Source organism: Rhizobium sp. UFLA01-1127 (genome assembly GCF_059803845.1).
Genome location: NZ_JAUQTZ010000054.1, coordinates 12,390 through 37,177, shown reverse-complemented (window position 1 = coordinate 37,177; position 24,788 = coordinate 12,390). Strand labels below are relative to the sequence as shown.

The following is a 24,788-nucleotide window of genomic DNA, read 5'->3' as shown; positions in this document are numbered from 1 at the left end:
TCAGCAAGCCTTCTTCCTCGTAGATTTCCATGGTCGCAAGGCCGGCGGCACAGGCGACCGGATGGCCGGAATAGGTATAGCCATGGAAGAGCTCGATCTGGTTTTCCGGGCCGGTCATCAGGCCGTCATAGACCTTACGGCTGGCAAAGACGGCACCCATCGGTATCGTGCCGTTGGTGATGCCTTTCGCCGTCGTGACGAGATCGGGAACGACACCGAAATATTCCGTCGCAAACGGCGTGCCCAGGCGGCCGAAGCCGGTGATCACTTCATCGAAAATCAACAGGATGCCGTATTTGTCGGCAATCGCCCGCAGCCGCTCCAGATAGCCCTTCGGCGGCAGGATGACGCCCGCGGAGCCGGACATCGGCTCGACGATGACGGCGGCGATCGTTTCAGCGCCGTGCAGTGCGACCAGCCGCTCCAGATCTTCTGCAAGTTCCACGCCCTGAGCCGGCAAGCCTTTGCTGAAGGCATTGCGCTCGATGTCGAGCGTGTGGCGCATGTGATCGGCCGGGATCTGCGGGAAGACGCGGCGGTTGTTGACGAGACCGCCGACGGAAATGCCGCCGAAGCCGACACCGTGGTAACCCTTTTCCCGACCGATAATACGCGTGCGCGTCCCCTGCCCGATCGCCCGCTGATAGGCGATGGCGATCTTGAGCGCAGTATCGACCGACTCGGAACCAGAACCAGTGAAAAACACACGATCGAGTCCGGCCTCAGGGCCGCCAGGCGCATGCGCGGCAAGCTTTGCGGCAAAGTCAAAAGCTATCGGGTGGCCCATCTGAAAGGTAGGGGCATAATCCATTGTGGAAAGCTGACGCTCGACCGCCTGCGCGATCTTTTTGCGGCCATGACCAGCATTGACGCACCAGAGGCCTGCCGTGCCGTCGAGCACCTTGTTGCCGTCGACGTCGGTATAATACATGCCATCGGCAGCCGCGAGCAATCGCGGAGCGGCCTTGAACTGCCGGTTTGCCGTGAAAGGCATCCAGAAATTGTCGAGAACAGGGGTATTGGGATGAGTGATCTTGTCCATGGTCGCCTCCATTGCGCTATTGCTGACATCAGCCATTTTCCCGATCCGAACAAGTCCTTTTCTTGCCGCCCTTAATCCATTGATTTTACTTCCATGCTGTGAAATATTTTCGATATTTCGAACACCTGAAAACCGAGGCCGTGATGTCCGTCGATATCGGCAACCGCCTGCGCCATCTGCGCCTGACGCGCAATCTTTCCCAACGCGAACTCGCCAAGCGCGCCGGCGTCACCAATTCGACAATTTCGCTCATTGAATCCAATTCGGCCAATCCATCCGTCGGCGCATTGAAACGCATTCTCGACGGGATCCCGATCGGACTTGCCGAATTCTTTGCCTTCGAACCGGAAGCGCCGAAGAAGGCTTTCTATGCGGCCGAGGAATTGGTCGAAATCGGCAAAGGCCCGATTTCCTATCGTCAGATCGGCGAAAACCTTTTTGGCCGCAGCCTCCAAATCCTGAAGGAGTGCTACCAGCCGGGGGCCGATACCGGCAAAGTGCCTCTGGTGCATGAAGGAGAGGAAGGCGGCATCGTCCTGTCCGGTCGCCTCGAAGTCACCGTTGACGACGAGCGGCGCATTCTCGGCCCTGGCGATGCCTATTATTTCGAGAGCCGCCGCCCGCATCGCTTCCGCTGCGTCGGCCCGATTGCTTGCGAGGTCATCAGTGCTTGCACTCCGCCGAGCTTCTAGGTGAACGTGCCAATCCTCACGGTCGGATCTGATAGAACTGCAAGAAAATTCTCCGTCGTCAAGCCGAGATCGGCGCGCGCCAGCACACAAAGCCGGTTGCGGGCGAAACATATCGCATCTTCCGCAAGGCCGCCCTAAGCAAGACGCCGCGGATGTGCCATATTGGCGGAGGCAAAGAGATCGAAGCCGGTGCCTGCTTCGATCAAGAGGATATGAGGATCGAAAGGACCGGACCGCAAGAGGGGGTTCGCCCCTCGTAAAGGGAACGCTCTTACGGCCGGTCCCACATTTCCTGCAAAGGCTATGTCTGCAAGAGGCGGCGCTTCTGCCCGCCCATTGCGGCAATATATTGTCTGGCACTAAAAAATAAGCGACAGATAAAATCGCGCGATACTTGCCTTCATCGCCGCTTCACGCATAGATGGCACACCGGGAACATTCTCTCCAAATCCGCCCATAGGCAGCCCCCGTCGGCAAGGCGCGCTCTAAGATGCACCCCAGATTCATTCCCCGCCTATCCATCGAGACGACGCGGCTCCGCCTGCGTCCCACATCCACAGCCGACGCAGAACGAGCATTCGAAATCCAGAACGATTGGGAAGTAACGCGCATGCTGAGCAACGCCACCTACCCTCCCGATCGGAGGGAGATCGGCCACTGGTTTGCCAGCCACGAGCACGAATGGACTGACGGCAGCGCCTATCGCTTCGCCATCGAGCTGGAGGATAGAGTGATCGGCATCGTCGATGTCGACAGCATCGTCGGCGGCAGCGGCAGCCTTGGCTACTGGCTGGAGAAATCGGCATGGGGCAAGGCTTACGCCTTCGAGGCAGCGCAAGCGCTGATCGACTTCGTCTTTTACGAAATCGGCCTGTCGAGCCTCGGCTCCGGCCACGCCTTTGATAATCCGGCATCGGGACGGGTACTGACAAGGCTGGGCTTCATGCCCGTCGGTGCCAGGGAGCTTTTCTCGCAGTCGCGGCGCGAAACCATCACCCAATGCTGCTATGAGCTTGCGCGCCAAGCCAAGCACACGCCTCGGCCCGAACTTCGGGATTCATGACCGCGCCGAGATATGGCCCATGTTCCATTTCGACAACGGAACACGGATCGCATGCCGACGCCATCAAGTTCCTCTCACAGCTCGATTTCGTAGATCTGGTCATGGGTCGCAACGAAAGCATGGCCTTCGGGCGTCACCCAACCGCGAAACATTCCCGGCGTATTGTAAGGCGCAACCGCGACGCCCTGCGCGTCTATGGCCACCAGCCCGGCACCGATCCGATGAGGTGCGAGATCATGATTGATGAGCCCGTCCGCCGCAGTTGCAATATCCTGCTTCAGATAGGCGATGCGGGACGCCACCTCGTGCCCCAGGACATGGCGGATGAAAAATTCGCCTTGCCCCGTGCCTGATACGGCGCAGACGCCATCGCGCGCATAGGTGCCTGCGCCGATGATCGGACTGTCGCCCACGCGCCCTTCCGGCTTGTTGGTGTAGCCGCCGGTCGAGGTCGCGGCGGCCAGGTGGCCGGCTGCATCGAGCGCCACGGCGCCGACCGTGCCGTGCTTCTCGTTCTCCGTTCCGTCGGTGCCGGCAGCCGCATGGCGTCTCATTGCCTCCAGGGCGCCGACCCGCTTCGGCGTGGTAAAATAGGATTGCGGCTCGACCTGGAGACCCTTGACCTCGGCGAAACGATCGGCCGCAGGTCCGGTCATGTAGACGGCGCGACCATCCTCCATCAATGCGCGGGCAGCCTTGACCGGATTGCGGATTGCGCGCGAGGCACTGATGGCACCAGCCTCAAGGGTTGCGCCATCCATGATCGAGGCATCGAGCTCGTGCAGGCCGTTCTCGTTGAGCGCCGCGCCGTGGCCAGCATTGAAATGCGGGCTGTCCTCCATGACCACGACTGCGGCTTCGACCGCATCGACCGCGCTGTCGCCGGCCTTCAGGCGTGCATAGCCGGCGCTGAGGGCCGCGGCTAGGTCACGACGCGCGCCCTCCCATTCTTCCTGCGTCATGCTGTCTTCCGGCATGACGCCACAACCACCATGAATCGCCAGCGCAATCTTCGCCATTTCCTACTCCGCTTCAGTGAATAATGCCCGACCGGCCCAATTCATGCCCTTCTTACCCCCGCACGACACACACTGCCATCCTGCATTCGCCGATTATGAAAGAATGGAGAGGACGTCTACGACGAATGCCCTTTCACGGCCTCGTCAGCCGATTGCTTGCGAGGAACATCGCCGTTCTGTTCGGCACGATCCCGATGCAGCGCCGCGCGGGCGAGCAGCATGAAGGTGACCGGTGTCGTCACGGTTACGAAGATGCCGATCAGGAACTCGTGAAGCACCAGCGACCGTGTCGAGACCGAAAAGAAGATCATCGACGCAATCATGATTGCACCGATGCCTCCGCTCGTTCCCAATGTCGGCGCATGGATGCGCTCGTAGAACGTTCCAAGTCTCAAGAAGCCGATCGCGCCTACGAATGTCAGGAAGGCACCGAGGATGAGAAATCCGCCGACCGGGATCGCCGCCCAAAGGGGCACGCTTTCAAACGGTGTTGTCATTCGATCACCTCCCCGCGCATCAGGAACTTCGCGAGCGCAACCGTTGCGACAAAGCCCAGCATGCCGATGACGAGCGCCGCCTCGAAATAGACGACGCGACCTGTGCCGATGCCGAAGGTCAGCAGAAGCAGCATGGCGTTCACATAGAGCGTGTCGAGCGCGATGATGCGATCCTGCGCGCGCGGTCCACGGAACATGCGAATGGAGGCGATCGCCATCGCCGCCACAATCATCATCTGCGCAATCGTGACGGATATCTGGATGACCATGGCGCTCATGCGAATATCTCCAGCAGCAGGCTTTCATAGCGATTGGCAATAGTTTCGCGCCATTGCGCCTCGTTTTCGAGATCGAGGACATGCAGCAGAACACTATTATCGTTGGAATCATATTCCAGCCACGCAGATCCTGGCGTGCTGGTGAGGATAACCGCAAGCAGCGCCAACGGAATCTGATCCCGCAACCGGAGCTGAAGAACCACGAAACCCGGTGTCGTCTTGCGCGAGCGCCCTCTCAGGATGATCCAGGCCACCTGGACGTTCGATTTCAAAACGTCGAAAACGACCCGGAAGAAAAGCTTGGGCAGCAGATACCATTTCCGCAGCCGCGGCTTTTCCGGCCGCAGCAATGCCATCCCCCAGGAGGCGAAAACCGAAACGACGATGCCGAGGACAAGCTGCCCGAGCGTGAAGCCGTTCAGCAGCAGCCACATCAGGATCAGGCTCAGCGCCAGAAGCGGGTAAGGCAGCATCACAGACCTCCCGCTTTTGCCGGAGCAACCACAGCATTGCGGACAGCATCGACATAGACATTGGGATCGCTGAGCGTGCGGATGGTCGAATCCATATATTGCATGACGGGTCCGGCCCAAACGGTCAATGCCAGCGTCAAGGCAAGCAGACCCATGACGGGCACGATCTCAATAACGAGCACCCGCGGAACCGTACCCTCGAGCGAGCTCCAGAATGTGCGTATGCCGGCACGCGTCATGGCGATGAGGGCGGCAATGCCGGAGAGAATGACGAGCAGGATCAAGGCCCAGACGGCAGCGCTCGGCGGGATGCCGATCGCACCGGTTCCCATCATGGCCGAGAGCATGGCGAACTTGGCGACGAAGCCGGAAAGAGGCGGCAGGCCGGCAAGCAGGATGCCGCAGGCGGCAAAGCAGATGCCGAGCATCGCCATGGTGCCGGGCATGGTCACGCCGTCGCCTTCCGTCGGCTCTCCTTCCTCGGCATCTCCATAGGCTTCCATCGTAACGGCGAGAACGCTGGCGCCGGCATCCTGGCCGCGCTCGACGAGCTCGATCAGCATGAAGAAGGCGCTGATCGTCAGTGTCGAGCTGACGAGATACATCAGCGCGCCGGACGAGATGGAGCCGTCGTTGATGCCGATCACCATCAGCAGCGTGCCGGACGAAACCAGCACCGAAAAACCGGCCAGCCGCCCAAGCGCCTGCGACGCCAGCACACCGACCGTGCCGAAGATCAACGTTGCCGTGCCGCCATAAAGAAGCACGGTCGCGCCGAAACCGGCGGACGGGCCGGTGCTGAACAGAAGCATGGTCAAGCGCAGGATGACGTAGATGCCGAGCTTGCTAAGAATGGCGAATATGCCCGCCACCGGCGCGGAGGCAGCACTATAGGCTGTCGGCAGCCAGAAGCAGAGAGGCCACATGCCGGCCTTGATGAGGAATGCGATGCCGAGCACGCCGGCACCCGCCTGCATCAGCATGCGGCGATCGGCCGACATTTCCGGGATGCGCACGGCAAGATCCGCCATGTTCAACGTTCCCGCCGTGCCATAGATCAGGCTGACACCGATGAGGAAAAGCAGTGCCGCCGCCAGATTGACGGCAATGTAATGCATGCCCGCCTTGACGCGAAGCGGCCCGGAGCCGTGCAGCAGGAGGCCGTAGGATGCCGCCAGCATGACTTCGAAGAAGACGAAGAGGTTGAAGAGATCGCCAGTCAGGAACGCGCCGTTGACGCCCATCAGCAGCAGCTGGAACATGGTGTGAAAATGAGCGCCGACCGCGTGCCAGCGCGCGAGCGCGAATATCAGCGCGGCAACGGCGACAACAGATGTCAGCAGCAGCATCAGCGCCGACAGCCCATCGAGCACGAGCACGATGCCGAAGGGTGCGCTCCAGTTTCCAAGAAGATAAGCGCGTTCCAGACCGGCCGATTCCCCCTCCGTACGGAAAAGCGCAAGCGCAATGCCCACAAGCAGCAGCGTTGCCGCCAGACTGATGAGCGCCTTCAGCGTACGTGAACGCTCGTCGATGAAGACAAGCAGCGCACCCGCAATCAGGGGTACGAGGATCGGCGCGATGATGAGATGGTGTGACCAGCCTGTCATTTCCGGTCGCTCCTGCCATCGACGTGGTCCGTACCGGTCAGGCCGCGCGAGGCAAGCAGCACCACGAGGAACAAGGCCGTCGTCGCAAAGCCGATAACGATCGCCGTCAGCACCAGGGCCTGCGGCACCGGGTCTGCCAGAGCGTGCGTTGCAGTGCCATTACCAAGCAGAGGCGGCACATTCGTCTTTACCCCGCCCACTCCGAAAATGAAGAGATTGACCGCATAGGAGAGCAAGGACAGTCCGATGATAACCTGATAGGTGCGCGGACGCAGGATCAGCCAGACGCCGCAAGCCGTCATCACACCGATTGCTATGGACAGGATGAGTTCCATCAATCCCCCTTTGCCTTGTCGGCATCGAGAGCGCGCAAACGGTTGATGCGGATCGACTGGTGCGCGAGCGCCACGAGAATCAGGACTGTGGATCCCACCACAAGCATGAAAACGCCGAGATCGAAGAGCAGCGCGCTTGCCGCCGGAACCTTGCCGATCAACGGTACGTCGAGATACTGGAAATGCGAGGTGAGGAACGGATAGCCGAAGAACCAGGCACCGATACCCGTCGCGGTCGCAATCAGGAGCCCGGCGCTCATCCATCGCAGCGGCAGGATACGGATGCGATCCTCCGCCCAGCGCGTGCCGCCGGCCAGATATAGCAGCAGAAAGGCGATCGAGAGCGTCAAACCGGCCGCGAAACCGCCGCCTGGCGCGTCATGCCCCCGCATGAAGATATAGACCGAAAGAGCGATCACGAAAGGGAAGATCCACTGCATGATGACGGACGGCACGAGCAGGTAGTCGCGCACTGTATCGCCGGCCGAACGCTCCGGCCGTTCCTCGTCGAAACGGTTCTGGATCTGTTGCTGTTCCGGCATTTCCATGCTGTCGGGTGCCGGACGGAAACGACGCAGGAGCGCATAGACGGTCAGGGCGACGACACCGAGGACGGCGATTTCGCCCAGGGTATCGAAGCCGCGGAAATCGACCAGGATGACGTTGACGACGTTGTGACCACCGCCCTTCGAATAAGCGTTTTCGAGGAAGTAATTCGCGATGGCGTCGGGCACAGGCATGGTCATGACGGCGTAGGAAATAAACATCATGCCGACGCCGCAGACGACCGCCAGCGCCAGATCGCGGAAGCGGCGGAAACGAGCGCGCAGATCGACCGTATCGTCGATCCCTTCCGTCCGCTTCGGCAACCAGCGCAAGCCCAGCAGGATGAGAACCGTGGTGACGATCTCAACGAGCAGCTGGGTAATCGCCAGATCCGGCGCGGACAGCCAGATGAACGTCACGCAGACGATCAACCCGACACCGCCCAGCATCACCAAGGCAACAAGCCGGTGATATTTGGCAAAAAAGGCGGTGCCGATCGCAAGGCAAATGCCAATCGCCCAGACCGCGGCGAAGACCGGATCGGCACCCAGGAACGAAAAATGCTTGGCTTCAAAACCGGACAAGTAAAGCGGCAGCAGGCCGGCGGCAAACCCTGTCACGACGACCCAGCGAAGCTGCGGCTGCAGCTTGCGCGTGCCGATCCGCTTTTCAGCTGTTCTCGCCCAATGCCAGGAAACCTCGACCAATACTCGCTCGAAAATGCGCTGCCCCTTCAGGCGGCGGAAGATGGGCGGGCCATCCTCGCATCGCGAAAAATAATCCTTGAAGGCGAAATAGAACACCGTGCCGCCGACTAGGGCAATAATGCTCATGACGAGCGGCAGATTGAAACCGTGCCAGAGCGAGAGGCTATATTGCGGCGTGTCGGCGTTGAGAACGCTGACCACGGCCGCATGCAGGAAGGGCGCCACCGATAGAGCGGGAACGATGCCGACGACAAGGCACACCACGACCAGAAGCTCGATGGGGAAGCGCATCCAGCGCGGCGGTTCATGCGGCTTGCCGATCGGCAGATCGGTCGGCGCCGGCCCGAAGAAGACCGTCTGAATGAAGCGCAGCGAATAGGCCACGCTGAAGACGCTTGCAAGCGTCGCCACATAGGGGAGCGACCGATCGAGGATGGAATCCGCATGGGTTTCGATCGCTTCGGCGAAGAACATTTCCTTCGACAGAAAACCATTGAGCAGCGGAACGCCGGCCATGGCGGCACTCGCGACGATCGCAAGCGCCCCCGTGAATGGCATATAGCGGAACAGACCGCTCAGACGGCGCATATCGCGCGTCCCGGTCTCGTGATCGATGATGCCCGCCGCCATGAACAGCGACGCCTTGAAGGTCGCATGGTTCAGCATGTGGAAGATGGCGGCGACCGTGGCAAGCGGGCTGCCGAGGCTGAGCAAGGTGGTGATGAGGCCGAGATGGCTGATCGTCGAATAGGCAAGCAGCCCTTTAAGGTCCTGCTGGAACATCGCGAAATAGGCGCCCAGCAGCAGCGTGATGATGCCGGCGGCTCCGACGATATAGAACCATTCATCCGTGCCGGCCAGAACCGGCCAGAAGCGCGCCAGCAGAAAGACGCCGGCCTTCACCAACGTAGCTGAATGCAGGTAGGCGGAGACCGGCGTCGGCGCCGCCATCGCATTCGGAAGCCAGAAATGGAATGGGAACTGCGCGCTCTTCGTCAGCGCGCCCAGCAGGATCAGCACCAGTGCCGGCGAATAAAGCGGATGGTTGCGGATGATATCGCCCGACGCCAGGATCTTGTCCAGATCGTAGCTGCCGACGATATGGCCGAGCAGGATCAGCCCGATCAGCAGGCAGAACCCACCGATTCCGGTAATCGTCAGCGCCATGCGGGCGCCGTCGCGCGCGGCAGCTGTATTGTGCCAATAGCTGATCAGCAGGAAAGAAAAGATGCTCGTCAGCTCCCAGAATATCGAGAGCAGGATGACATTGCCCGACAGCACGATGCCAAGCATCGCGCCCATGAAGGCGAGCAGGAAGGAGAAGAAGCGCGCAACGGGGTCCTCTTCCGACATGTAATAGCGGGCATAGACGATAACGAGGAAGCCGATGGCGGTGATGACGAGCGAAAACAGCCAGGCAAATCCATCCATCCTGAGGCTGAAGTCGAGCCCCATCTGCGGCAGCCATTCCAAGCGATAGCGAACCACGCCGCCGTCCTTGACGGCTGGATAGAAGCTCGCTGAAATCAAGAGTGCCAGAAATGTGATCGTTCCGGCGATCGAGGCCGGAACGCGCCGCGACTGCGTGCGCAGCAGGCAAACGGAAAGAAGACTTCCGATAAACGGCAGAGCCAGAAGTACAAGAATGAAAACAGGCCCGCTGGTTATCCCAAAACGTCATTCCCTAGCTTGGCCGGATCACATCAGACTGCCATGTCGGCAAAACCCCTGGAAAACCGGCAAATTCTGTCCTATATGACAGATATCGCCCAATATGGGCAGCATAGAACCCTGCGTCAAGGTGAAACGGTGATGATTTTGACACCAGCGCTCTGCCGAGCAGCCCGCGGCTTCCTTGACTGGACGCAGGTGGATCTTGCGGACCGCTCGGGCGTGTCGCGCAGCACGATCCGCGACTATGAGGGCAATCGGCACAGTTTGCATCGGGCGACGGAGGCGCAGCTGCGGCTGGCGCTGGAGACGGGAGGCGTGGCCTTCTTCCGAATCGAAGGACATGAGATCGGCATCTGTCCCAAAGCCTTTGCCGCAGACGTACCCGCACCGTCGCATACGGAAAGCTGCGAAATCCTGTCTGCTTCCGGCGAACGGGGCCGGACCACCGCTTTGAAAAAAGGACGATAGTACCGGGCCGCGGGCACCTGAAACAGTCGCAGCGTTGCGCGTCAGCGTGATTTCGCCGAAGGCGTTCAGCAGGACCGTGGCGGCCCGGTCAATCATGGTGAACCTCCTAGTCGGCGTGGTTGGCGCGGCCCTTACGCCGCGCGCGCGATCTCGGCCGCAAAGTCGCGATAGCTGTGCAGGGGGCGGCCCAGGATCTTGATCAGCCGTTCGACATCGCCGATCTCTGGGATCATGCCATCGCTGACATAGCGTTCGGCCATCAGGCGCATTTCATAAGCCGTCCACTTCGGCATAAAGCTCGCCATGTTCTGCTCGAAACCGCTGGGGTCATCGCCGCCATATACGATCGGTCGGCCCAGGAGGTCAGACCAGATTTTCGCTATGTCCTGGCCGATGAGCGTGTCGGGTCCGACCAGATTGATGGTCTCGATCGGCAGCTTGCCGGGAGCCTGGTCGCGACGGATCAGCTCGATCGCCGCAACCTCGGCAATATCGCGCGCATCGACCATGGCCACTCCCTTGCTGCCGATCGGCATCGGATAGGCGCCGTGACCCAGGATCACGTCCTTGATCATCAGCTCATTGTCGATGAAGTAGGTCGGCCGCAGGATGGTGGCACTGAAACCCATCTGCACGAGCATGCGCTCGGCGCCGAATTTGACCGCGAAATGCGGTACGTTCACCGCGCGATCGGCTTCGAAGACCGATAGATAGACGACCCGTTCGACGCCCGCTTCGCGGGCGATGTTGAGCGTTATGATCGCCTGCGTGAATTCGTCGCCGGTAACGGCGTTGAGCAGGAAGAGCGTGCTGACGCCGTTGAAGGCGCTGCGCAGGGCATCGATGTCGAGCAGGTCGCCCTGAGCGACCTCGACGCCGGCCGGGACATTGGCCTTCGAGGGATCGCGGGTCAGCACGCGAACGTTTGCACCGCGCTTGGCGAGCTGATCGACGACATGATGGCCGACACGGCCGGTGGCACCAGTAACAAGGATGGTCATTGTGATTACTCCGCGTTGGGGTTCAGTTGACAACCATCAATTTAATGATCCACATTGATACCGATAGACGCTATATTTGGACGAATCGTCTCACTGGTGGAACGCATGGATTTGCTCGCCCTTGCCGATTTCAATCTGGTCGCCCGCCATGGCGGATTCGGAAAGGCTGCGCGGGCAGCAGGTCGTCCGAAGGCAACCCTGTCGCGGCGCGTGGCCGAACTGGAGGCAAACCTCGACCTGCGCCTATTCGAGCGCGGCGTACGAGCGCTGAAGTTAACGGAGGAGGGCCGTGCTCTGTTCGAGCGAACGGGCGCGCTGCTGACCGAGATCGAGGAAACGACAAAGGCGATTGCATCGGGCGGACATAGTCCCCGAGGCCGGCTGCGGATCAGTGCACCACTGCTATTTTCCCAGACGGCGTTGGGAAAACTTGCGGCAGGATTCGTCCTGAAATACCCCGAGGTGCAACTGGAGACAACAACGGAAGACCGGATCGTCGACATGATTGAAGAAGCCTATGATCTGGTCATTCGCGTCAATCCTGAGCCGGATGCAAGCCTGGTCGGGCGCATTTTCCTGCGCGATCGCCTGGTGGTCGTGGCAAGTCCTGAACTGGCGCACCCGTCAGACGGCGATGTCGTTCCTGCCGTCACCCGTGGATTGACGGGCCAGATCGAATCATGGGAAGTGGCGGCACCCGCGGGAAAGTTGGCCCTCGCGGCAAGGCCAGTTCTGAGCTTCTCCTCGTTCATGATGGTTCGTGATGCCGTTCGCGCCGGAGTGGGCGCAGCGCGTCTGCCTCTGTCGCTCGCCAGCTCCGATCTGGCCACCGGCGCGCTTGTCAGCTGGGGCGGCGTGGAAGGATTTCAGACTGCTCTTTGGGCGCTTTATCCGACACGGCGGCTCCTCAGTGCACGCGTGTCGGCGTTTCTGGATTATCTGAAAGAAGCCTTTCCGCAAGGAACGCCTGAAGAACTTGCCGCCTATATTGTACAATGAGCGGATGCTCATAAAACATCCTCCCACGGCTCGGCGAGTCCAACGCCGGCTGCGAGCAAAGCCCACGTTGCTGCAAAGGCCTCGTATTCAACGGCGAAATTCGGCTCCGCACCAGTATATTGTAAAGTATTCATCTGGCGGGAGGCAAACTGCGGCTCCATGTGCACAAACGCCTCTCCGATAATGTCCTCCGGCGTGATGATTTGAAGCGTTGGAGCGCAGCAATATCCAACAGCGCGCTTCGCCCTAGCCGGCCACGTTGAAAAATCCGATTGCTATCGGCACGGGAGCATGATGACGACCGGCCGCCGCTTTTTCCGCCATCTATGCAAGTCCATGTGAATTCGCAGGCATTGACGGCGGTTCATGCCCAGAATTTGCACCGGGCAACGCGCAATCAGGCGTGACGCAGATCAATTTAATCTCAACAAATACAAAAGCTTGATATCGAAGATGCCAGCTTCGTCCAATGGTCGCCCCTTATGGCACCGGTATTGCATGCCTGGCCTTTCAGACCATGCTGCCAGGATTTCATCCATGCCGATCACAATCTCACTATCCTTGATCCGAAAGACGATTTCGTGACTCCGGCAGCTGCGCATCTGCCGAAACTCTCGGCCGCCATTCGAAAGCCGGGCCACATCGCCGTCGGAAATACCGCTGAAAACCGCTCATGACTTCTTTCACCAAACAGACCGCTCAAACCAATGCGTCACCTTCAACCGCCATGATCGCGACACCGCATTGGCTGGCCAGCAAAGCTGGCGCAAAGGTGCTCAGGCGCGGCGGCAATGCAATCGAGGCGCTTATTGCCGCCGGGGCTGCCTTGTCGGTAACCTACCCTCATTTCTGCGGGCTCGGCGGCGATGCTGTCTGGCTCGTGGCGGACGAGAAAGGCGATGCACGGACCTTCCTTGGCATCGGCCAGGCAGCGGCGGTCATACCGCGGGGGGACATTCCTTTGCGAGGGCCTGCCTCCACGCTCACGACAGCTTGCCTCGTGGACAGCTGGGAGAAAGCGCTTGCCTATTCCACAGACAAATGGGCAGGCACCGAACAATTGCCGCCTCTTCTCGACGACGCCATCGCGCTCGCGAATGATGGCTTCGAGGTCAGCAAGTCGCAGGCCTTCTGGCACCAATTCCGAAGCGCTGAACTGAACGACTGGTCGGGCTTCGCCGCTCTCTTCCGATCCGGCGGCATTCAGCAGCAGCCCGCCTTGGCGCAAACGCTCGAGGCCATAGCCCGTCACGGCGCGCGCGAATTCTACGAGGGGGCGCTCGCCCGCCGGATTGTAAGCGGGCTTGCCGAGGCCGGTTCTCCGCTCTCCGCCGCCGATCTTGCCTCCACACGAACCGATATTGTCGCTCCCCTCCAGCAGGCCTATCGCGACACGATACTCCTTACTCCGCCGCCGCCGACCCAAGGCATCACTACCCTCGGCATCATGGGTGTGCTCGGCCATCTGCCGATGGCGGATTTGCCGCCGGACAGCCCGGCCTATTATCATGCGCTGATCGAGGCGGTAAAACAGGCGTTCCTCGACCGGCACGCAATCGCCGACCCTCGCTTCGCCGCGGATGTCTCGAAACACCTTCTCGATCCGGACCGCCTCGTGGCCAAGGCCGCTGCGATCGATCCGGCATGGGCCTTGCCCTGGCCGCGAGACTATCGGCACGGAGACACGGCGCTGCTTGCCGCCGTGGATGCCAATGGGAGATGCGCGTCGCTGCTGCAAAGCCTCTACTTCGACTGGGGCAGCGGCGTGGTAGTCGGCGACACGGGCCTCCTCTGGCAAAACAGGGGCGCAGCCTTCAGCACCGATCCTGCGAGCCCCAATTATATCCTGCCTGGAAAACGTCCCTTCTATACCCTCAATCCAGGTCTTGCATTGAAGAACGGGCGCCCGCATCTGGTCTATGGTACGCAAGGGGCAGACGGCCAGCCACAGACGCTGTCACTGCTGCTCAGCCTGCTGATCGACCACGGCCTGGATCCCGCTACAGCGCTCGCACGCCCGCGTTTTTTGCTCGGCCGCACATTCTCGGACAGCCGCGACAGCCTGAAGATCGAGGAAAACACCGGCGCCGAACTGGTCTCCGCGCTTGCCGCCATGGGACATGAGATATCGACCATCGACGCTCTTAGTCCGCTTGGCGGCCAAGCCGGCGTGATCCGTATCGGAAAAGACGGAGCGATCGATGGCGCTCACGATCCGCGCAGCGACGGAGGCGCGATCCTGCTGTGAGCGCCAGCGATCAACAATTCGATCTCATCATCCGTAATGTCCGTGTCGAAGAAGGTGGCGATTTCGTCGACATCGCCGTGCGGGGCGACCGGATCGCAGCCATCGAATCCCGCATTCGGTGCGGCGCACTATCGGATGTCGACGGCGAAGGAAGCTTCGCCTTCGGCGGATTTGTCGATACCCACATTCATCTCGACAAGGCCTGCATTCTCGACCGCTGCGCAATTTGCCAGGGTACGCTTGCCGAAGCCGTGCAGCAAACCGCCAAAGCCAAGGCCGGCTTTGAAGAGGCCGATGTTTACTCGCGCGCTGCACGCGTTGTCGAGAAAGCGATTTCCCACGGCACGACGCGGATGCGAACCTTCGCCGAGATCGATCCGCGCGCAGGCTTCCGCTCCTTTGAAGCGATAAAGCGTGTTCGTCGGGACTATGCTTTCGCGGTCGACATCGAAATCTGCGCCTTTGCGCAGGAGGGGCTCACGAACGAGCCTCAGACATATGACATGCTCGACACGGCGCTTTCGGATGGTGCGGATCTCGTGGGCGGCTGCTCATATACGGATCCCGCCCCGGGCAGGCATATAGATATGATTTTCGCTCTGGCATCAAAGCACGATGTCCCGGCCGATTTTCATCTCGATTTCAGTCTCGATCCCGATCGAACCGACCTGCCCAAGGTGATCGACGCGACGCTCCGCCATGGTTGGCAAGGTCGCGTATCGATCGGCCACGTCACCAATCTGTCGGCCATGCCGCCGGCGCAGGTTCTTGCCATCGCCGACAATCTCGCGACGGCAGGGATCGCGATATCGGTGCTACCGGCAACCGATCTGTTCCTCATGGGCCGGGGCCATGACAGCCTGGTCCCGCGTGGCGTGGCGCCGGCCCATCTGCTCGCAGGAAGGGGAGTTGTAACTTCCATTGCGACCAACAATGTCCTTAATCCCTTCACGCCCTACGGCGACGCTTCGCTCATTCGCATGGCCAATCTTTACGCCAATGTCGCCCAGCTCTCGCGTGACGAAGATATGGCCCTGGTCTTCGACATGGTGAGCGAAACGGCTGCTGGCCAACTCGACGGCAGCTCGCGTCTGCAGGCGGGCGTCGAAGCGACGATCGTACTCCTCGACAGCCCCGGCCCCAGTGCGGCCGTGCGCGAAATTGCCCGCGTGATCGCTGGCTGGAAAAAGGGGCGCAAGAGCTTCGACAACGGTCGCCCTGTGCTTCACAAAGCAATCTGAAATGCGGCATCACTCCATCGAACCAAAGCGGTCCGGAAATCGGAACCCTTTGCGGCCGGCCTGTGGAGTTGCCGTTGGCGAATTGATCGTAGCGGAAGACGGCGGAGCATTGCTTTGTGAGACGCCTCTATCGCGAACTTACGAAGCGGCTATTCTGTCGTCTTGAGACAAGGCAAGGATCATTGACGGATGCAGGTTCCTCAAAGTGAATTTCGAGAACGCATGACGATACTAGGTGATCTTAACACCGCCTCGTTTATCCCATGGATACAGCGTTACGCCGACAAGCTTGGGCTTTCGCAGACGTTCTTTCATTCCGACGCGGGCCGGATCGAACTTGAGGTCACCGGGCCTTCGGAGCTGATCGATATGCTGGAAATGGGCTGCTCACTTGGTCCAATCGACGTTTGGGTCGACAGGATACAGCGTAGAGTCATGCATGGTCCGGCAACACCCCATTTTAGGAATTCCTGATTTTCTGCCTTTTATTTAATCATTATTGCCAATGCGAATTATTTATGCAAACCTTTGAAGATCGAGGGGATACAGGCAACGACGCCTGCCTATGGCCTGCGGCGCTAAGTCGTTGGTGAAATTAAGAAAGTTGAGGCTATGCCACTTGATGGGGCCGGATCCTGGGCGCCAGTCGCCCTTTCCTCCGATCTGCCGCCAGGAACCGTCATCCCGGCCTGGACATCGGCTGGCTCGATTGCCCTGTGGCGCAGCCAGTCGGGCCGCGCAACCGCATCATCCGATCGCTGTCCGCATCGTGGAATGAGACTGTCGCATGGCTTTGTCCGCGGCGAAGCGCTCTCCTGCATCTATCACGGATGGAGCTATTCCGTGTCGGGCGGATGCATTCGCATACCAGCTCATCCCGATCTGATTCCTCCAGACAGCATCCGTGTCGCCGTCCAGCAGGTCGAAGAATCGGGCGGCATCTTATGGGTGGCCGTCGGACTACCGGCAATGCCGCCCCCGCAGCTCGACGAACTCGAACCGTTACGCTCTCTGAGCGTCGAAACGACTGTCGCGGCAATCGAGGCCGCGGCAGGGGCGCAAGCTGATGCAAGGGGACTGATCCGCCTGCCTGAATTTCCCTGGATCAGCCTGCTGCTGGCGGCCCAGGAAAAACACACGCTCGTTCTTCTCATGATCGAAAAGCACCGCAGCGCGGCAGATCGCATTACAGCGTCGCGTATTGTCGAATCTCTCCGTCGTACAGCGGAAGAGCGCCACAGGGAGATTGCGGGATGAAAGATGGCGCCATGCTCGACGAATGGTATCCGGTCGGCCTTTTCAGCCAGCTCAGCAAGAAGGGATGCAAGACCTGGCTGATGGGCGAGGCAATCGAGGTTGCCTGCGATCAGGATGGCAATGCGCGCGTGGTGACTGCCGAGGGAAGAGCCCTGCCCGTCCGTGTCCGATATGGCCACGTCTGGTCCTCCCTCGGAACGCCGGAGAAGGAGCTTTTTGCCATTCCGGAGGCCGATCAGCCGGGCCGCCGCTTCGTCGATGTCGGCGCGGTCCGCGTGCGCTGCTCGCCGCTTCGCGCCGTGGAAAACTTCCTCGATATCGCACACTTCCCCTTCGTCCACACCGACATCCTCGGCGCGGAACCGCATACGGAGGTCGAAAACTACAAGGTCGAGATCCGCGAGGATGAGGATGAGGTCTGGGCCACGCAGGTGAAGTTCTACCAGCCGCAGGCTGCAAAGTCGGCGACCGGCGGCATTACGACGGAATACATGTACCGCGTGCCGGCCCCGACCTGTTCGGTGCTCTACAAGACATGCCCTCCGCGACCAGGCGAATGGGACGTCATCACCCTGTTCGTTCAGCCTCTTGCGGAAGACCTTTGCGACGTATGGCCCTGGATGGCCCTCTTCGATGACGAAACGCCAATGACCGATCTCATCCACTTTCAGCAGACGATCTTCCTGCAGGATCGTTCGATTCTCGAGAACCAGATCCCCGCGCTTCTTCCGCTTGATCCCGGCATGGAAATTCCGACAAGGGCAGACCTTACCTCGGTCGCCTACCGGCGATGGCTGAAGCGCCACAATTATACATACGGCGCACAGTTGGTCGCACAATGAAACTCTACGATTATGTTCTATCGCCGAGCTGCTACAAGGTAAGGCTGATGGCCGCGATCCTGGACGTCAAGCTCGAAATCCGCCCGGTCGACTTTCATCCAGGCGCGGAGCATCGCGGGCCGGAGCTTCTGGCGCTCAATCCGGCAGGCTCCATCCCGATCCTCGAGGATGGCGATCTCGTACTCACCGAATCCTCGGCAATGCTTGCCTATCTCGCGGCCAATGCTGCGCCGGAATGGCTGGGCTGCGGTTCGCCGCAAGAGACGGCGCGCGTTCAGCAGTGGCTTTCCTTTTCGCATCGCCTGACAGCCAATCTTGGCGGTGCGCGGCTCCACGACATGCTCCTGCGTCCTGGTGACATCAAGGCTCTAAGGGCTCAAGGAATTGCGGCATTGCGCGAACTCGAAGCCGGCCTTTTCGAACAGGGCGAGCGCGGCATGCAATTCCTTGCAGGAAGCCGGGCCACCATCGCCGATATCGCCTGCTTTCCCTATGTCGCGCTTGCGCCTGACGGCGGCATCCCGCTTGATCCCTATCCCTTGATCCGGCTCTGGATGCGCGCCATCCGCAGCCTGCCCGGTTTCATCGAAATGCCCGGCATTCACCGCCTGCACGAGCTGAAACCCGATCCGCACCCAGCAGCGGAGAAATGATGGAATGACCGGCTATCTCCTGAAAAATTGCGCGGCTATTATCGTCGATGAGGGCAATGGCCCGAGCGTGCGCCGGAACGTGGATCTGCTGACCCAGGGTCCGGCGATCCAAGCGATCGGGGAAAACCTATCGCTGAGCGCGCTGCCCGAGGGCACGGTCGTGCGAGACGCATTCGGCTGGTTCGTCTATCCGGGGCTTGTGAATACCCATCACCATTTCTTTCAGTGCTTCGTGCGCAACCGGGCCGACCTCGACTGGACGAAACTTTCGGTCATCGAATGGCTCGATCGGATCTATCCGATCTTCTCGCGACTGACCGAGGACTGTTTCTATCATTCCTCGGTCACCGCCATGGCCGAGATGATCAAGCATGGCTGCACGACCGCCTTCGACCACCAATATTGCTTTCCCCGCCATGCGGGAAAACGCCTGATCGATCGCCAGTTCGAGGCGGCCGACCTTCTCAGCATGCGCTTTCACGCAGGCCGTGGCGGCAACACCCTGCCGAAATCCGAGGGATCGACGATCCCCGACGCCATGCTCGAGACCACGGATGAATTCATCGCCGACTGCGCGCGGCTGATCGACGGCTATCACGATGCCGGTCCCTTCAGCATGCGCCAGGTGGTGGTCGCCCCTTGCCAGCCGGTCAATTGCTACCGCGAAACCTTCGTCGAATCGGTCGCGCTAGCGCGGGATCGCGGCGTGCAGATGCACACGCATGTCGGCGAAGGCGAAAGCCCTGTCATCAAGGCGCGGCATGGCATGCGCACGGTCGACTACTGCGCGGAATTGGGTTTCGCTGGCCCCGATACGTTCTACGCCCATTGCTGGGAACTGACGCATGACGAGTTGCGCAAGATGGCGGCAAGCGGCACCGGCGTCTCCCATTGCCCTGAGCCGGTTTACTTGGTCGGCGCCGAAGTCACAGACATCCCGGCGATGCAGGCCCTCGGCTTGCGCATCGGCCTTGGTTGCGACGGCGCGGCATCGAACGACAACTCGAACCTCATGCACTGCATCCATTCCGCCTACATGCTGCAGTGCCTCACGGCCTCGACGCGTCAGCATCCCGTCCCCGCTCCGCTCGACTTCCTACGCTATGCGACAAGCGGAGGCGCAAGCCTGTTGGGACGCACGGATATCGGGCGTCTTGCCCCGGGCATGGCGGCGGACCTTTTCGCGATCGACACGCGACGGATGGACTACGTCGGGACACGGCATGACCCGCTGAGCCTGATCGCCAAGGTCGGGATCGGCATGCCCACCGATCTGACCATGATCAACGGACGCATCGTCTGGCAGGGCGGTGAATTCACCGGACTGGATGAAGCCGCACTCTTTGCCGCGGCCGAGGCAGCACTTGCAACAGTGGAATTCTGAAAAACCAAAAAGGGGAACTGGGATGCAGAAGAATCTGACCCGCAGAACATTGATGAAGAGCGCGGCTGTCGCAGGCCTCGCAACGGCCTTTACCGGACGCTCCGCCTTTGCCGCGAACGAACCGCTCGGCATCACGCTCGTCGTGCCCTCGCCGATCGGCGATGTCGGCTGGGGCCATGCGCTCGCCGCAGGCCTCGATCCGATCAAGGCCGCTTATGGCGACAAGGTCAAGGTGACGGTGATCGAGAACATTGCCGAAGGCCCGGATGCGGACCGCATCATGAACAAGACCGTTTCCGACGGAAATCATTTCCTGATCGCCGGCTCGTTCGGCTATCAGAACGGCGCGCTGCAGATTGCCCGCCGCAATCCCAAGGTGAGCGTCCTGCATGCCTCGGGTTTCCAGGTCGCCCCGAATTTCTCGCCCTTTGCCGCCAAGTATTTTCAAGGAACCTATCTGCTCGGTATGGCAGCGGCCGCCGTTTCCAAGACGGGCAAGCTCGGTTCGGTCTCTGCCTTCGCCATTCCCGAACTGATTACGTCAGTTAACGCCTTTACGCTCGGCGCACAGGCCGTGAAGCCGGACATCGAAGTATCGGTCGTCTGGGTCAACTCCTGGTTCGATCCGGCCAAGGAGCAGGAAGCAGCCAAAGCATTGATCTCGCAAGGGTGCGACGTGATCTTCTCGAACGCGCAGGATACGCCCTCGGTCATATCGGCCTGCGAGGCCGCCGGCGTCTACGCCTTCAACCTGAACTCCTCGATGAAGAAATATGCGCCGAAGACCTATCTCGGCTGCGTATCCACCGACTGGTCGCCCTTCTTCAAGGCGTCGGTCGACGCGCATCTCGCCGGCACCTTCAAGGGCGCCAATGCCTTCCTCGGCGTCGCGGACAAGGTCGTCGAGGTGGTCGATTGGAGCCCGGCAATCCCGGCCGATACCATGGCCAAGATCAAGGAACTCGAAGCAAAGATCGGAAGCGGCGGCTTCTCGCCGTTTACCGGCCCGATTGCCAAGGCCGATGGCAGCGAAGGAGCGGCTTCAGGCGCAACGCTGACCGACGCCCAGATCGTTGCGATGGACTGGCATGTCAAAGGCGTAAAGACGCCTTTGCCGAAGTAAGTCGCTCATGGCCATCCCGCTTTTATCGCTGCGCGGTATCTCCAAAAGCTACGGTCGGATCCACGCCAACCAGCATATCGACCTCGACGTCGCGCCCCGCTCGATCCATGCCATCCTTGGCGAGAATGGTGCCGGCAAATCGACCCTGATGAAGCTGATTTACGGCGTCGAGCGGCCGGATGAGGGAACGATCGCGTGGAATGGGCAGCCGCTTAGCCTCGCCTCCCCCGCGGAGGCGAGACGCGCCGGCATCGGGATGGTCTTTCAGCATTTCTCCCTGTTCGAGAGCCTCACGGTTGTCGAAAACATCCGTCTGATCGTATCAGGCCGGAGGGGAGAACTCGCGCAGCGCATCCGCACATTGGGGAACGAATTCGGTCTCGAAGTCGATCCGCTCGCCCATGTGCACGAACTGTCTGTCGGCGAGCGGCAGCGGGTGGAAATCATCCGCTGCCTGATGACCGACCCAAAGCTGCTGATCCTGGACGAGCCGACATCGGTCCTGCCGCCGCAGGCCGTCGGGAAGCTGTTTGAGACACTCCGCAGGTTACGCGATGGCGGCGTCTCGATCCTCTTCATCTCGCACAAGCTGGAAGAGATCCAGTCGCTGTGCGACCGCGCGACCATTCTGCGTGGCGGGCGCATAACCGGGCATGTGGACCCGCGTGACCATGACGCCCATGATCTTGCCCGCATGATGATCGGCCGCGACATGCCGGAAGCCATACCCACCATGCCTTTGGCCGATGGCGAAAAGCGACTGGAGATCATCGGCCTGGACTATCGGCCGGACGATCCCTTCGGCATGCCGCTCTCCACCATCAGCCTGACTGTGCGCAGCGGCGAAATTCTCGGCATTGCCGGTATCTCCGGAAATGGGCAGAAGGAACTCGCCGCGCTGATTTCGGGAGAAACGGCCCTGCCCCGGGACAAGCGCGACCAGATCTTCATGATGGGATGGGATGTTGGCAGCCTCGACGCTGCCGACCGCCGGAAGCTGGGATTTGCTTTCGTTCCGGAAGACCGGCTCGGCCATGGCGCCGTCCCCGAAATGTCGCTGACGCTCAACAGCCTGCTGACAGCTCATCCCATGAAGCTCGTGAGACATGGCCTGCTCGACAGCGCCAAGGCGACCGACTTCGCAAACGAATGCATCCGGACCTATGACGTGCGCACCCCCGGCCCGGATGCGGAAGCAGGCTCGCTTTCGGGAGGAAATCTGCAGAAGTTCATTGTCGGGCGCGAAATCATGCTGGCGCCGAAACTGCTCTTCCTTGCGCAACCGACCTGGGGCGTCGATGTTGGCGCGGCCTCCGCCATTCGCAAGCGGCTGATCGAGCTGCGCAATCAAGGTATGGCCATTCTCGTCATATCCGAAGAGCTCGAGGAATTGTTCGAGCTCAGCGATTTTATCCAGGTCCTTTACCACGGCACGCTGAGCCCACCGCTCGTCACCCGCGATACGAAATCGGAGGAGATCGGTCGATACATGATCGGCGCGCAGTCCCAACGTGAGAAGGCATCCGCATGAGCCATTCGCTTTCCGCTGCCCTCCCCACATTGGCCCGGCGCGATCGAGCCTCGTTCGTTGCGAAGCTGCTCGCACCGGTAATCGCTCTCATCGCCACCATCGTTCTCAATCTCGGTCTTTACGTAGCCATGGGCCGCGATCCGGCGGCGGTGCTCTACGCCATGCTGATCGAGCCGTTCTTCTCATGGGCGTCATTCTCCGAAGTCTTGCTGAAGACCGGGCCGCTGCTTCTCATTGCACAAGGCTTGGCAATCGGCTTTCGGGCAAAGGTGTTCAACATCGGCGCCGAGGGCCAATTCATCCTCGGCGCGATCTTCGCCTCCGCCATACCCATCTGGATGCCGCAGGCAACGGGCCAGTGGATCTGGCCGGCAATGCTGCTGCTCGGCACGATCGGCGGCGCGTTATGGGCCTCGCTGACAGCCTTCTGGCGTGTCAGGCTCAATGCCAATGAAATCCTCGTTTCGCTGATGCTGAGTTTTGTTGCCGCCCAATTGCTCAACTATCTGCTTCTTGGTCCATGGAAAGATCCCGGCGGCTTCAATTTCCCGCAGTCGGTCATGTTCCAATACGATGCGATGGTGCCGATTCTGTTCGAAGGGACGCGCGTCAACGTCTCGCTTCTTTTAGCTGTTGTTCTGTCGATTGCAGCATGGTTCTTCATGCAGAAAAGCTTCGCCGGATACAAATTGCAGGTTGGCGGCCTGGCTCCCCGAGCTGCGGGTTATGCCGGCTTCAAGGAGAGCAGGGCGATCTGGCTTTCGCTGATTATCGGGGGCGCGGCAGCCGGTCTTGCCGGCGCCGCCGAGGTTGCCGGACCTCTCGGCCAGCTGCAGCGTTCCATCTCGACGGGATATGGCTACGCGGCGATCATCGTCGCTTATCTTGGCGGTCTCAATCCGATCGGTATCGTCGTCTCTTCGATCATCATGGCGGCGCTCTACATCGGCGGCGACAATGCCATGGTTTCCGCCAATCTGCCGATTGCCGCCGTCCGCGTATTCCAGGGCAGCCTGCTCCTCATCTACCTCGTCGCCGTGACCTTCGTGCGCTACCGCATCGCATGGCGCCCCATTTCACCGGCTCGGAGCTCATCATGAACGCTATTGAGTTCATTCTCGCGGGCATGCTGGCAGCCGCAACGCCGTTTCTGCTGGCAGCTCTAGGGGAGCTTATTGCCGAGCGCGCTGGCGTCCTCAATCTCGGCGTCGAGGGGTTGATGGCGCTTGGTGCCGTCATCGCGTTTATTGTCGTCTATCACGGCGGCGGACATTTTCTTGCTTTCCTCGCGGCGGGTCTCGGGAGCGCGCTCCTGTCGATGATTTTTGCCGCGATCGTTCTCGGCTTCAACGCCAATCAGGTCGCGGCCGGCCTTGCGCTCGGGATACTCGGCCAGGGTCTTTCGGCGCTGTTCGGCAAAAGCTACGAGAGCTTGACGGTCGCGACGCTGCCGAAGATCGCAATCCCCAGGCTTTCGCAAATTCCGCTCATCGGCGGCCTGTTCAGTCAGGATATCGTCGTCTGGATTTCGCTTGTCCTGACCATTGGCATATGGGCATCGTTTGCCTACGGCAAAGTCGGTTTGATCCTTCGCGCCGTCGGTGAAAATCCGAAAGCCGCTCACGCCATCGGCTATCCGATCATTGCGATACGCTTCGCCACAGTGGCGTTCGGCGGCATGATGGCAGGCTTTGCCGGTGCCTACGCCTCGACGATCTACACGCCGCTCTGGGCGGATGGCATGATCGCCGGCCGCGGCTGGATTGCCATCGCTCTTGTCGTGTTCGGAACCTGGCTGACAACGAGGATTTTCCTGGGTGCGTGCCTGTTTGGTGCCGTATCGCTTATGGGGCTCGCCGCTCAGGCGACCGGAATTGCCGTGCCCTCACAACTGCTCGCATGTCTTCCTTATCTCGTGACGATTATCGTCCTGGGCATCATCTCCGCAGACCGTCGCTTGCTCAAGCTCAACGGTGTCGCCTCGCTCGGCGAACCTTTTGAGCGATGACTTCTGCTGCCGCTTGTTTGGTGGACGTTCAGTCGATGCTTCAAGCATCGGGACGTGCATAATTTTCGCGCAACTGCACCCGTCATGGATTTCAAGC

Annotated in this window: 23 protein-coding genes and 1 pseudogene; 15 read left to right on the top strand and 9 right to left on the bottom strand. The window is 60.5% G+C overall.

Going from position 1 to position 24,788, the window contains the following annotated elements:
* On the bottom strand, positions 1–1,042 hold a 1,042-nt coding region (aptA, locus tag Q4Q11_RS15635), incomplete at its 3' end, for an omega-aminotransferase AptA (protein WP_498570058.1).
* 143 nt (positions 1,043–1,185) lie between these two features.
* Here aptA and Q4Q11_RS15630 point away from each other — a divergent pair.
* A complete protein-coding gene (locus tag Q4Q11_RS15630) occupies positions 1,186–1,734 on the top strand; it encodes a cupin domain-containing protein (RefSeq protein WP_498570057.1) in 549 nt (182 codons plus the stop codon).
* Between the two features lie 490 nt (positions 1,735–2,224).
* Positions 2,225–2,797 carry a GNAT family N-acetyltransferase gene (locus Q4Q11_RS15625; protein WP_498570056.1) on the top strand — a complete coding sequence of 191 codons (573 nt, stop codon included), beginning with the start codon at positions 2,225–2,227 and terminating at the stop codon, positions 2,795–2,797.
* A gap of 74 nt (positions 2,798–2,871) precedes the next feature.
* On the opposite strand, the gene Q4Q11_RS15620 is transcribed toward Q4Q11_RS15625, so the two are convergent.
* The 7 genes from Q4Q11_RS15620 to Q4Q11_RS15590 all read right to left on the bottom strand — a co-directional run bounded on the left by Q4Q11_RS15620 (position 2,872) and on the right by Q4Q11_RS15590 (position 9,930).
* Positions 2,872–3,816, bottom strand: coding sequence for an isoaspartyl peptidase/L-asparaginase (locus tag Q4Q11_RS15620; RefSeq protein WP_112512751.1), 945 nt, complete (start codon positions 3,814–3,816; stop codon positions 2,872–2,874).
* 116 nt (positions 3,817–3,932) lie between these two features.
* Positions 3,933–4,313 carry a monovalent cation/H(+) antiporter subunit G gene (mnhG, locus tag Q4Q11_RS15615; protein ID WP_498570055.1) on the bottom strand — a complete coding sequence of 127 codons (381 nt, stop codon included), beginning with the start codon at positions 4,311–4,313 and terminating at the stop codon, positions 3,933–3,935.
* Positions 4,310–4,591, bottom strand: coding sequence for a K+/H+ antiporter subunit F (locus Q4Q11_RS15610; protein ID WP_112512753.1), 282 nt, complete (start codon positions 4,589–4,591; stop codon positions 4,310–4,312). The genes mnhG and Q4Q11_RS15610 overlap by 4 nt, the downstream gene beginning before the upstream one ends.
* Positions 4,588–5,064, bottom strand: coding sequence for a Na+/H+ antiporter subunit E (locus Q4Q11_RS15605; RefSeq protein ID WP_498570054.1), 477 nt, complete (start codon positions 5,062–5,064; stop codon positions 4,588–4,590). Before Q4Q11_RS15605 ends, Q4Q11_RS15610 begins: the two co-directional genes overlap by 4 nt.
* Positions 5,064–6,674, bottom strand: a complete 1,611-nt coding sequence (locus Q4Q11_RS15600; RefSeq protein ID WP_112512755.1) for a monovalent cation/H+ antiporter subunit D — start codon at positions 6,672–6,674, stop codon at positions 5,064–5,066. The genes Q4Q11_RS15605 and Q4Q11_RS15600 overlap by 1 nt, the downstream gene beginning before the upstream one ends.
* On the bottom strand, positions 6,671–7,009 hold the full coding sequence (locus Q4Q11_RS15595) for a Na+/H+ antiporter subunit C (protein WP_112512756.1): 339 nt from the start codon (positions 7,007–7,009) through the stop codon (positions 6,671–6,673). Before Q4Q11_RS15595 ends, Q4Q11_RS15600 begins: the two co-directional genes overlap by 4 nt.
* Entirely contained in the window at positions 7,009–9,930 is a 2,922-nt protein-coding gene (locus Q4Q11_RS15590; RefSeq protein WP_498570060.1) for a monovalent cation/H+ antiporter subunit A, read from the bottom strand. The genes Q4Q11_RS15595 and Q4Q11_RS15590 overlap by 1 nt, the downstream gene beginning before the upstream one ends.
* A gap of 78 nt (positions 9,931–10,008) precedes the next feature.
* On the opposite strand from Q4Q11_RS15590, the pseudogene Q4Q11_RS15585 reads away from it, so the two are divergent.
* Positions 10,009–10,293 (top strand): annotated as a pseudogene (locus Q4Q11_RS15585) (helix-turn-helix transcriptional regulator); the annotation flags it as partial.
* Positions 10,294–10,535: 242 nt separating this feature from the next.
* Here the strand turns inward: Q4Q11_RS15585 and Q4Q11_RS15580 are convergent.
* Positions 10,536–11,405, bottom strand: coding sequence for an SDR family oxidoreductase (locus Q4Q11_RS15580; RefSeq protein ID WP_498570053.1), 870 nt, complete (start codon positions 11,403–11,405; stop codon positions 10,536–10,538).
* A 105-nt stretch (positions 11,406–11,510) separates the two neighbouring features.
* On the opposite strand from Q4Q11_RS15580, the gene Q4Q11_RS15575 reads away from it, so the two are divergent.
* The 12 genes from Q4Q11_RS15575 to Q4Q11_RS15520 all read left to right on the top strand — a co-directional run bounded on the left by Q4Q11_RS15575 (position 11,511) and on the right by Q4Q11_RS15520 (position 24,691).
* Positions 11,511–12,404 (top strand): LysR family transcriptional regulator, encoded by an 894-nt coding sequence (locus Q4Q11_RS15575; RefSeq protein ID WP_498570052.1) that lies wholly within the window; start codon positions 11,511–11,513, stop codon positions 12,402–12,404.
* Between the two features lie 673 nt (positions 12,405–13,077).
* Positions 13,078–14,652 (top strand): gamma-glutamyltransferase family protein, encoded by a 1,575-nt coding sequence (locus Q4Q11_RS15570; RefSeq protein ID WP_498570051.1) that lies wholly within the window; start codon positions 13,078–13,080, stop codon positions 14,650–14,652.
* On the top strand, positions 14,649–15,893 hold the full coding sequence (locus tag Q4Q11_RS15565; protein WP_498570050.1) for an amidohydrolase family protein: 1,245 nt from the start codon (positions 14,649–14,651) through the stop codon (positions 15,891–15,893). Before Q4Q11_RS15570 ends, Q4Q11_RS15565 begins: the two co-directional genes overlap by 4 nt.
* Positions 15,894–16,082: 189 nt before the next feature.
* Positions 16,083–16,367, top strand: coding sequence for an acylphosphatase (locus Q4Q11_RS15560; protein WP_498570049.1), 285 nt, complete (start codon positions 16,083–16,085; stop codon positions 16,365–16,367).
* A gap of 138 nt (positions 16,368–16,505) precedes the next feature.
* Complete coding sequence (locus Q4Q11_RS15555; RefSeq protein WP_498570048.1) at positions 16,506–17,150, top strand: Rieske 2Fe-2S domain-containing protein; 645 nt, start codon at positions 16,506–16,508, stop codon at positions 17,148–17,150.
* Positions 17,147–17,992: an aromatic ring-hydroxylating dioxygenase subunit alpha gene (locus Q4Q11_RS15550; RefSeq protein WP_498570047.1), complete on the top strand. Its 846-nt coding sequence runs from the start codon at positions 17,147–17,149 to the stop codon at positions 17,990–17,992. The genes Q4Q11_RS15555 and Q4Q11_RS15550 overlap by 4 nt, the downstream gene beginning before the upstream one ends.
* Positions 17,989–18,645, top strand: coding sequence for a glutathione S-transferase family protein (locus Q4Q11_RS15545; protein WP_498570046.1), 657 nt, complete (start codon positions 17,989–17,991; stop codon positions 18,643–18,645). The genes Q4Q11_RS15550 and Q4Q11_RS15545 overlap by 4 nt, the downstream gene beginning before the upstream one ends.
* 4 nt (positions 18,646–18,649) lie before the next feature.
* A complete protein-coding gene (locus Q4Q11_RS15540; protein WP_498570045.1) occupies positions 18,650–20,029 on the top strand; it encodes an amidohydrolase in 1,380 nt (459 codons plus the stop codon).
* A 22-nt stretch (positions 20,030–20,051) separates the two neighbouring features.
* Complete coding sequence (locus Q4Q11_RS15535; RefSeq protein WP_112509362.1) at positions 20,052–21,152, top strand: BMP family ABC transporter substrate-binding protein; 1,101 nt, start codon at positions 20,052–20,054, stop codon at positions 21,150–21,152.
* A 7-nt stretch (positions 21,153–21,159) separates the two neighbouring features.
* Positions 21,160–22,683, top strand: a complete 1,524-nt coding sequence (locus tag Q4Q11_RS15530) for an ABC transporter ATP-binding protein (protein WP_498570044.1) — start codon at positions 21,160–21,162, stop codon at positions 22,681–22,683.
* On the top strand, positions 22,680–23,783 hold the full coding sequence (locus Q4Q11_RS15525; protein ID WP_498570043.1) for an ABC transporter permease: 1,104 nt from the start codon (positions 22,680–22,682) through the stop codon (positions 23,781–23,783). Before Q4Q11_RS15530 ends, Q4Q11_RS15525 begins: the two co-directional genes overlap by 4 nt.
* Positions 23,780–24,691, top strand: a complete 912-nt coding sequence (locus Q4Q11_RS15520; protein ID WP_498570042.1) for an ABC transporter permease — start codon at positions 23,780–23,782, stop codon at positions 24,689–24,691. Before Q4Q11_RS15525 ends, Q4Q11_RS15520 begins: the two co-directional genes overlap by 4 nt.
* Positions 24,692–24,788 lie beyond the last annotated feature (97 nt).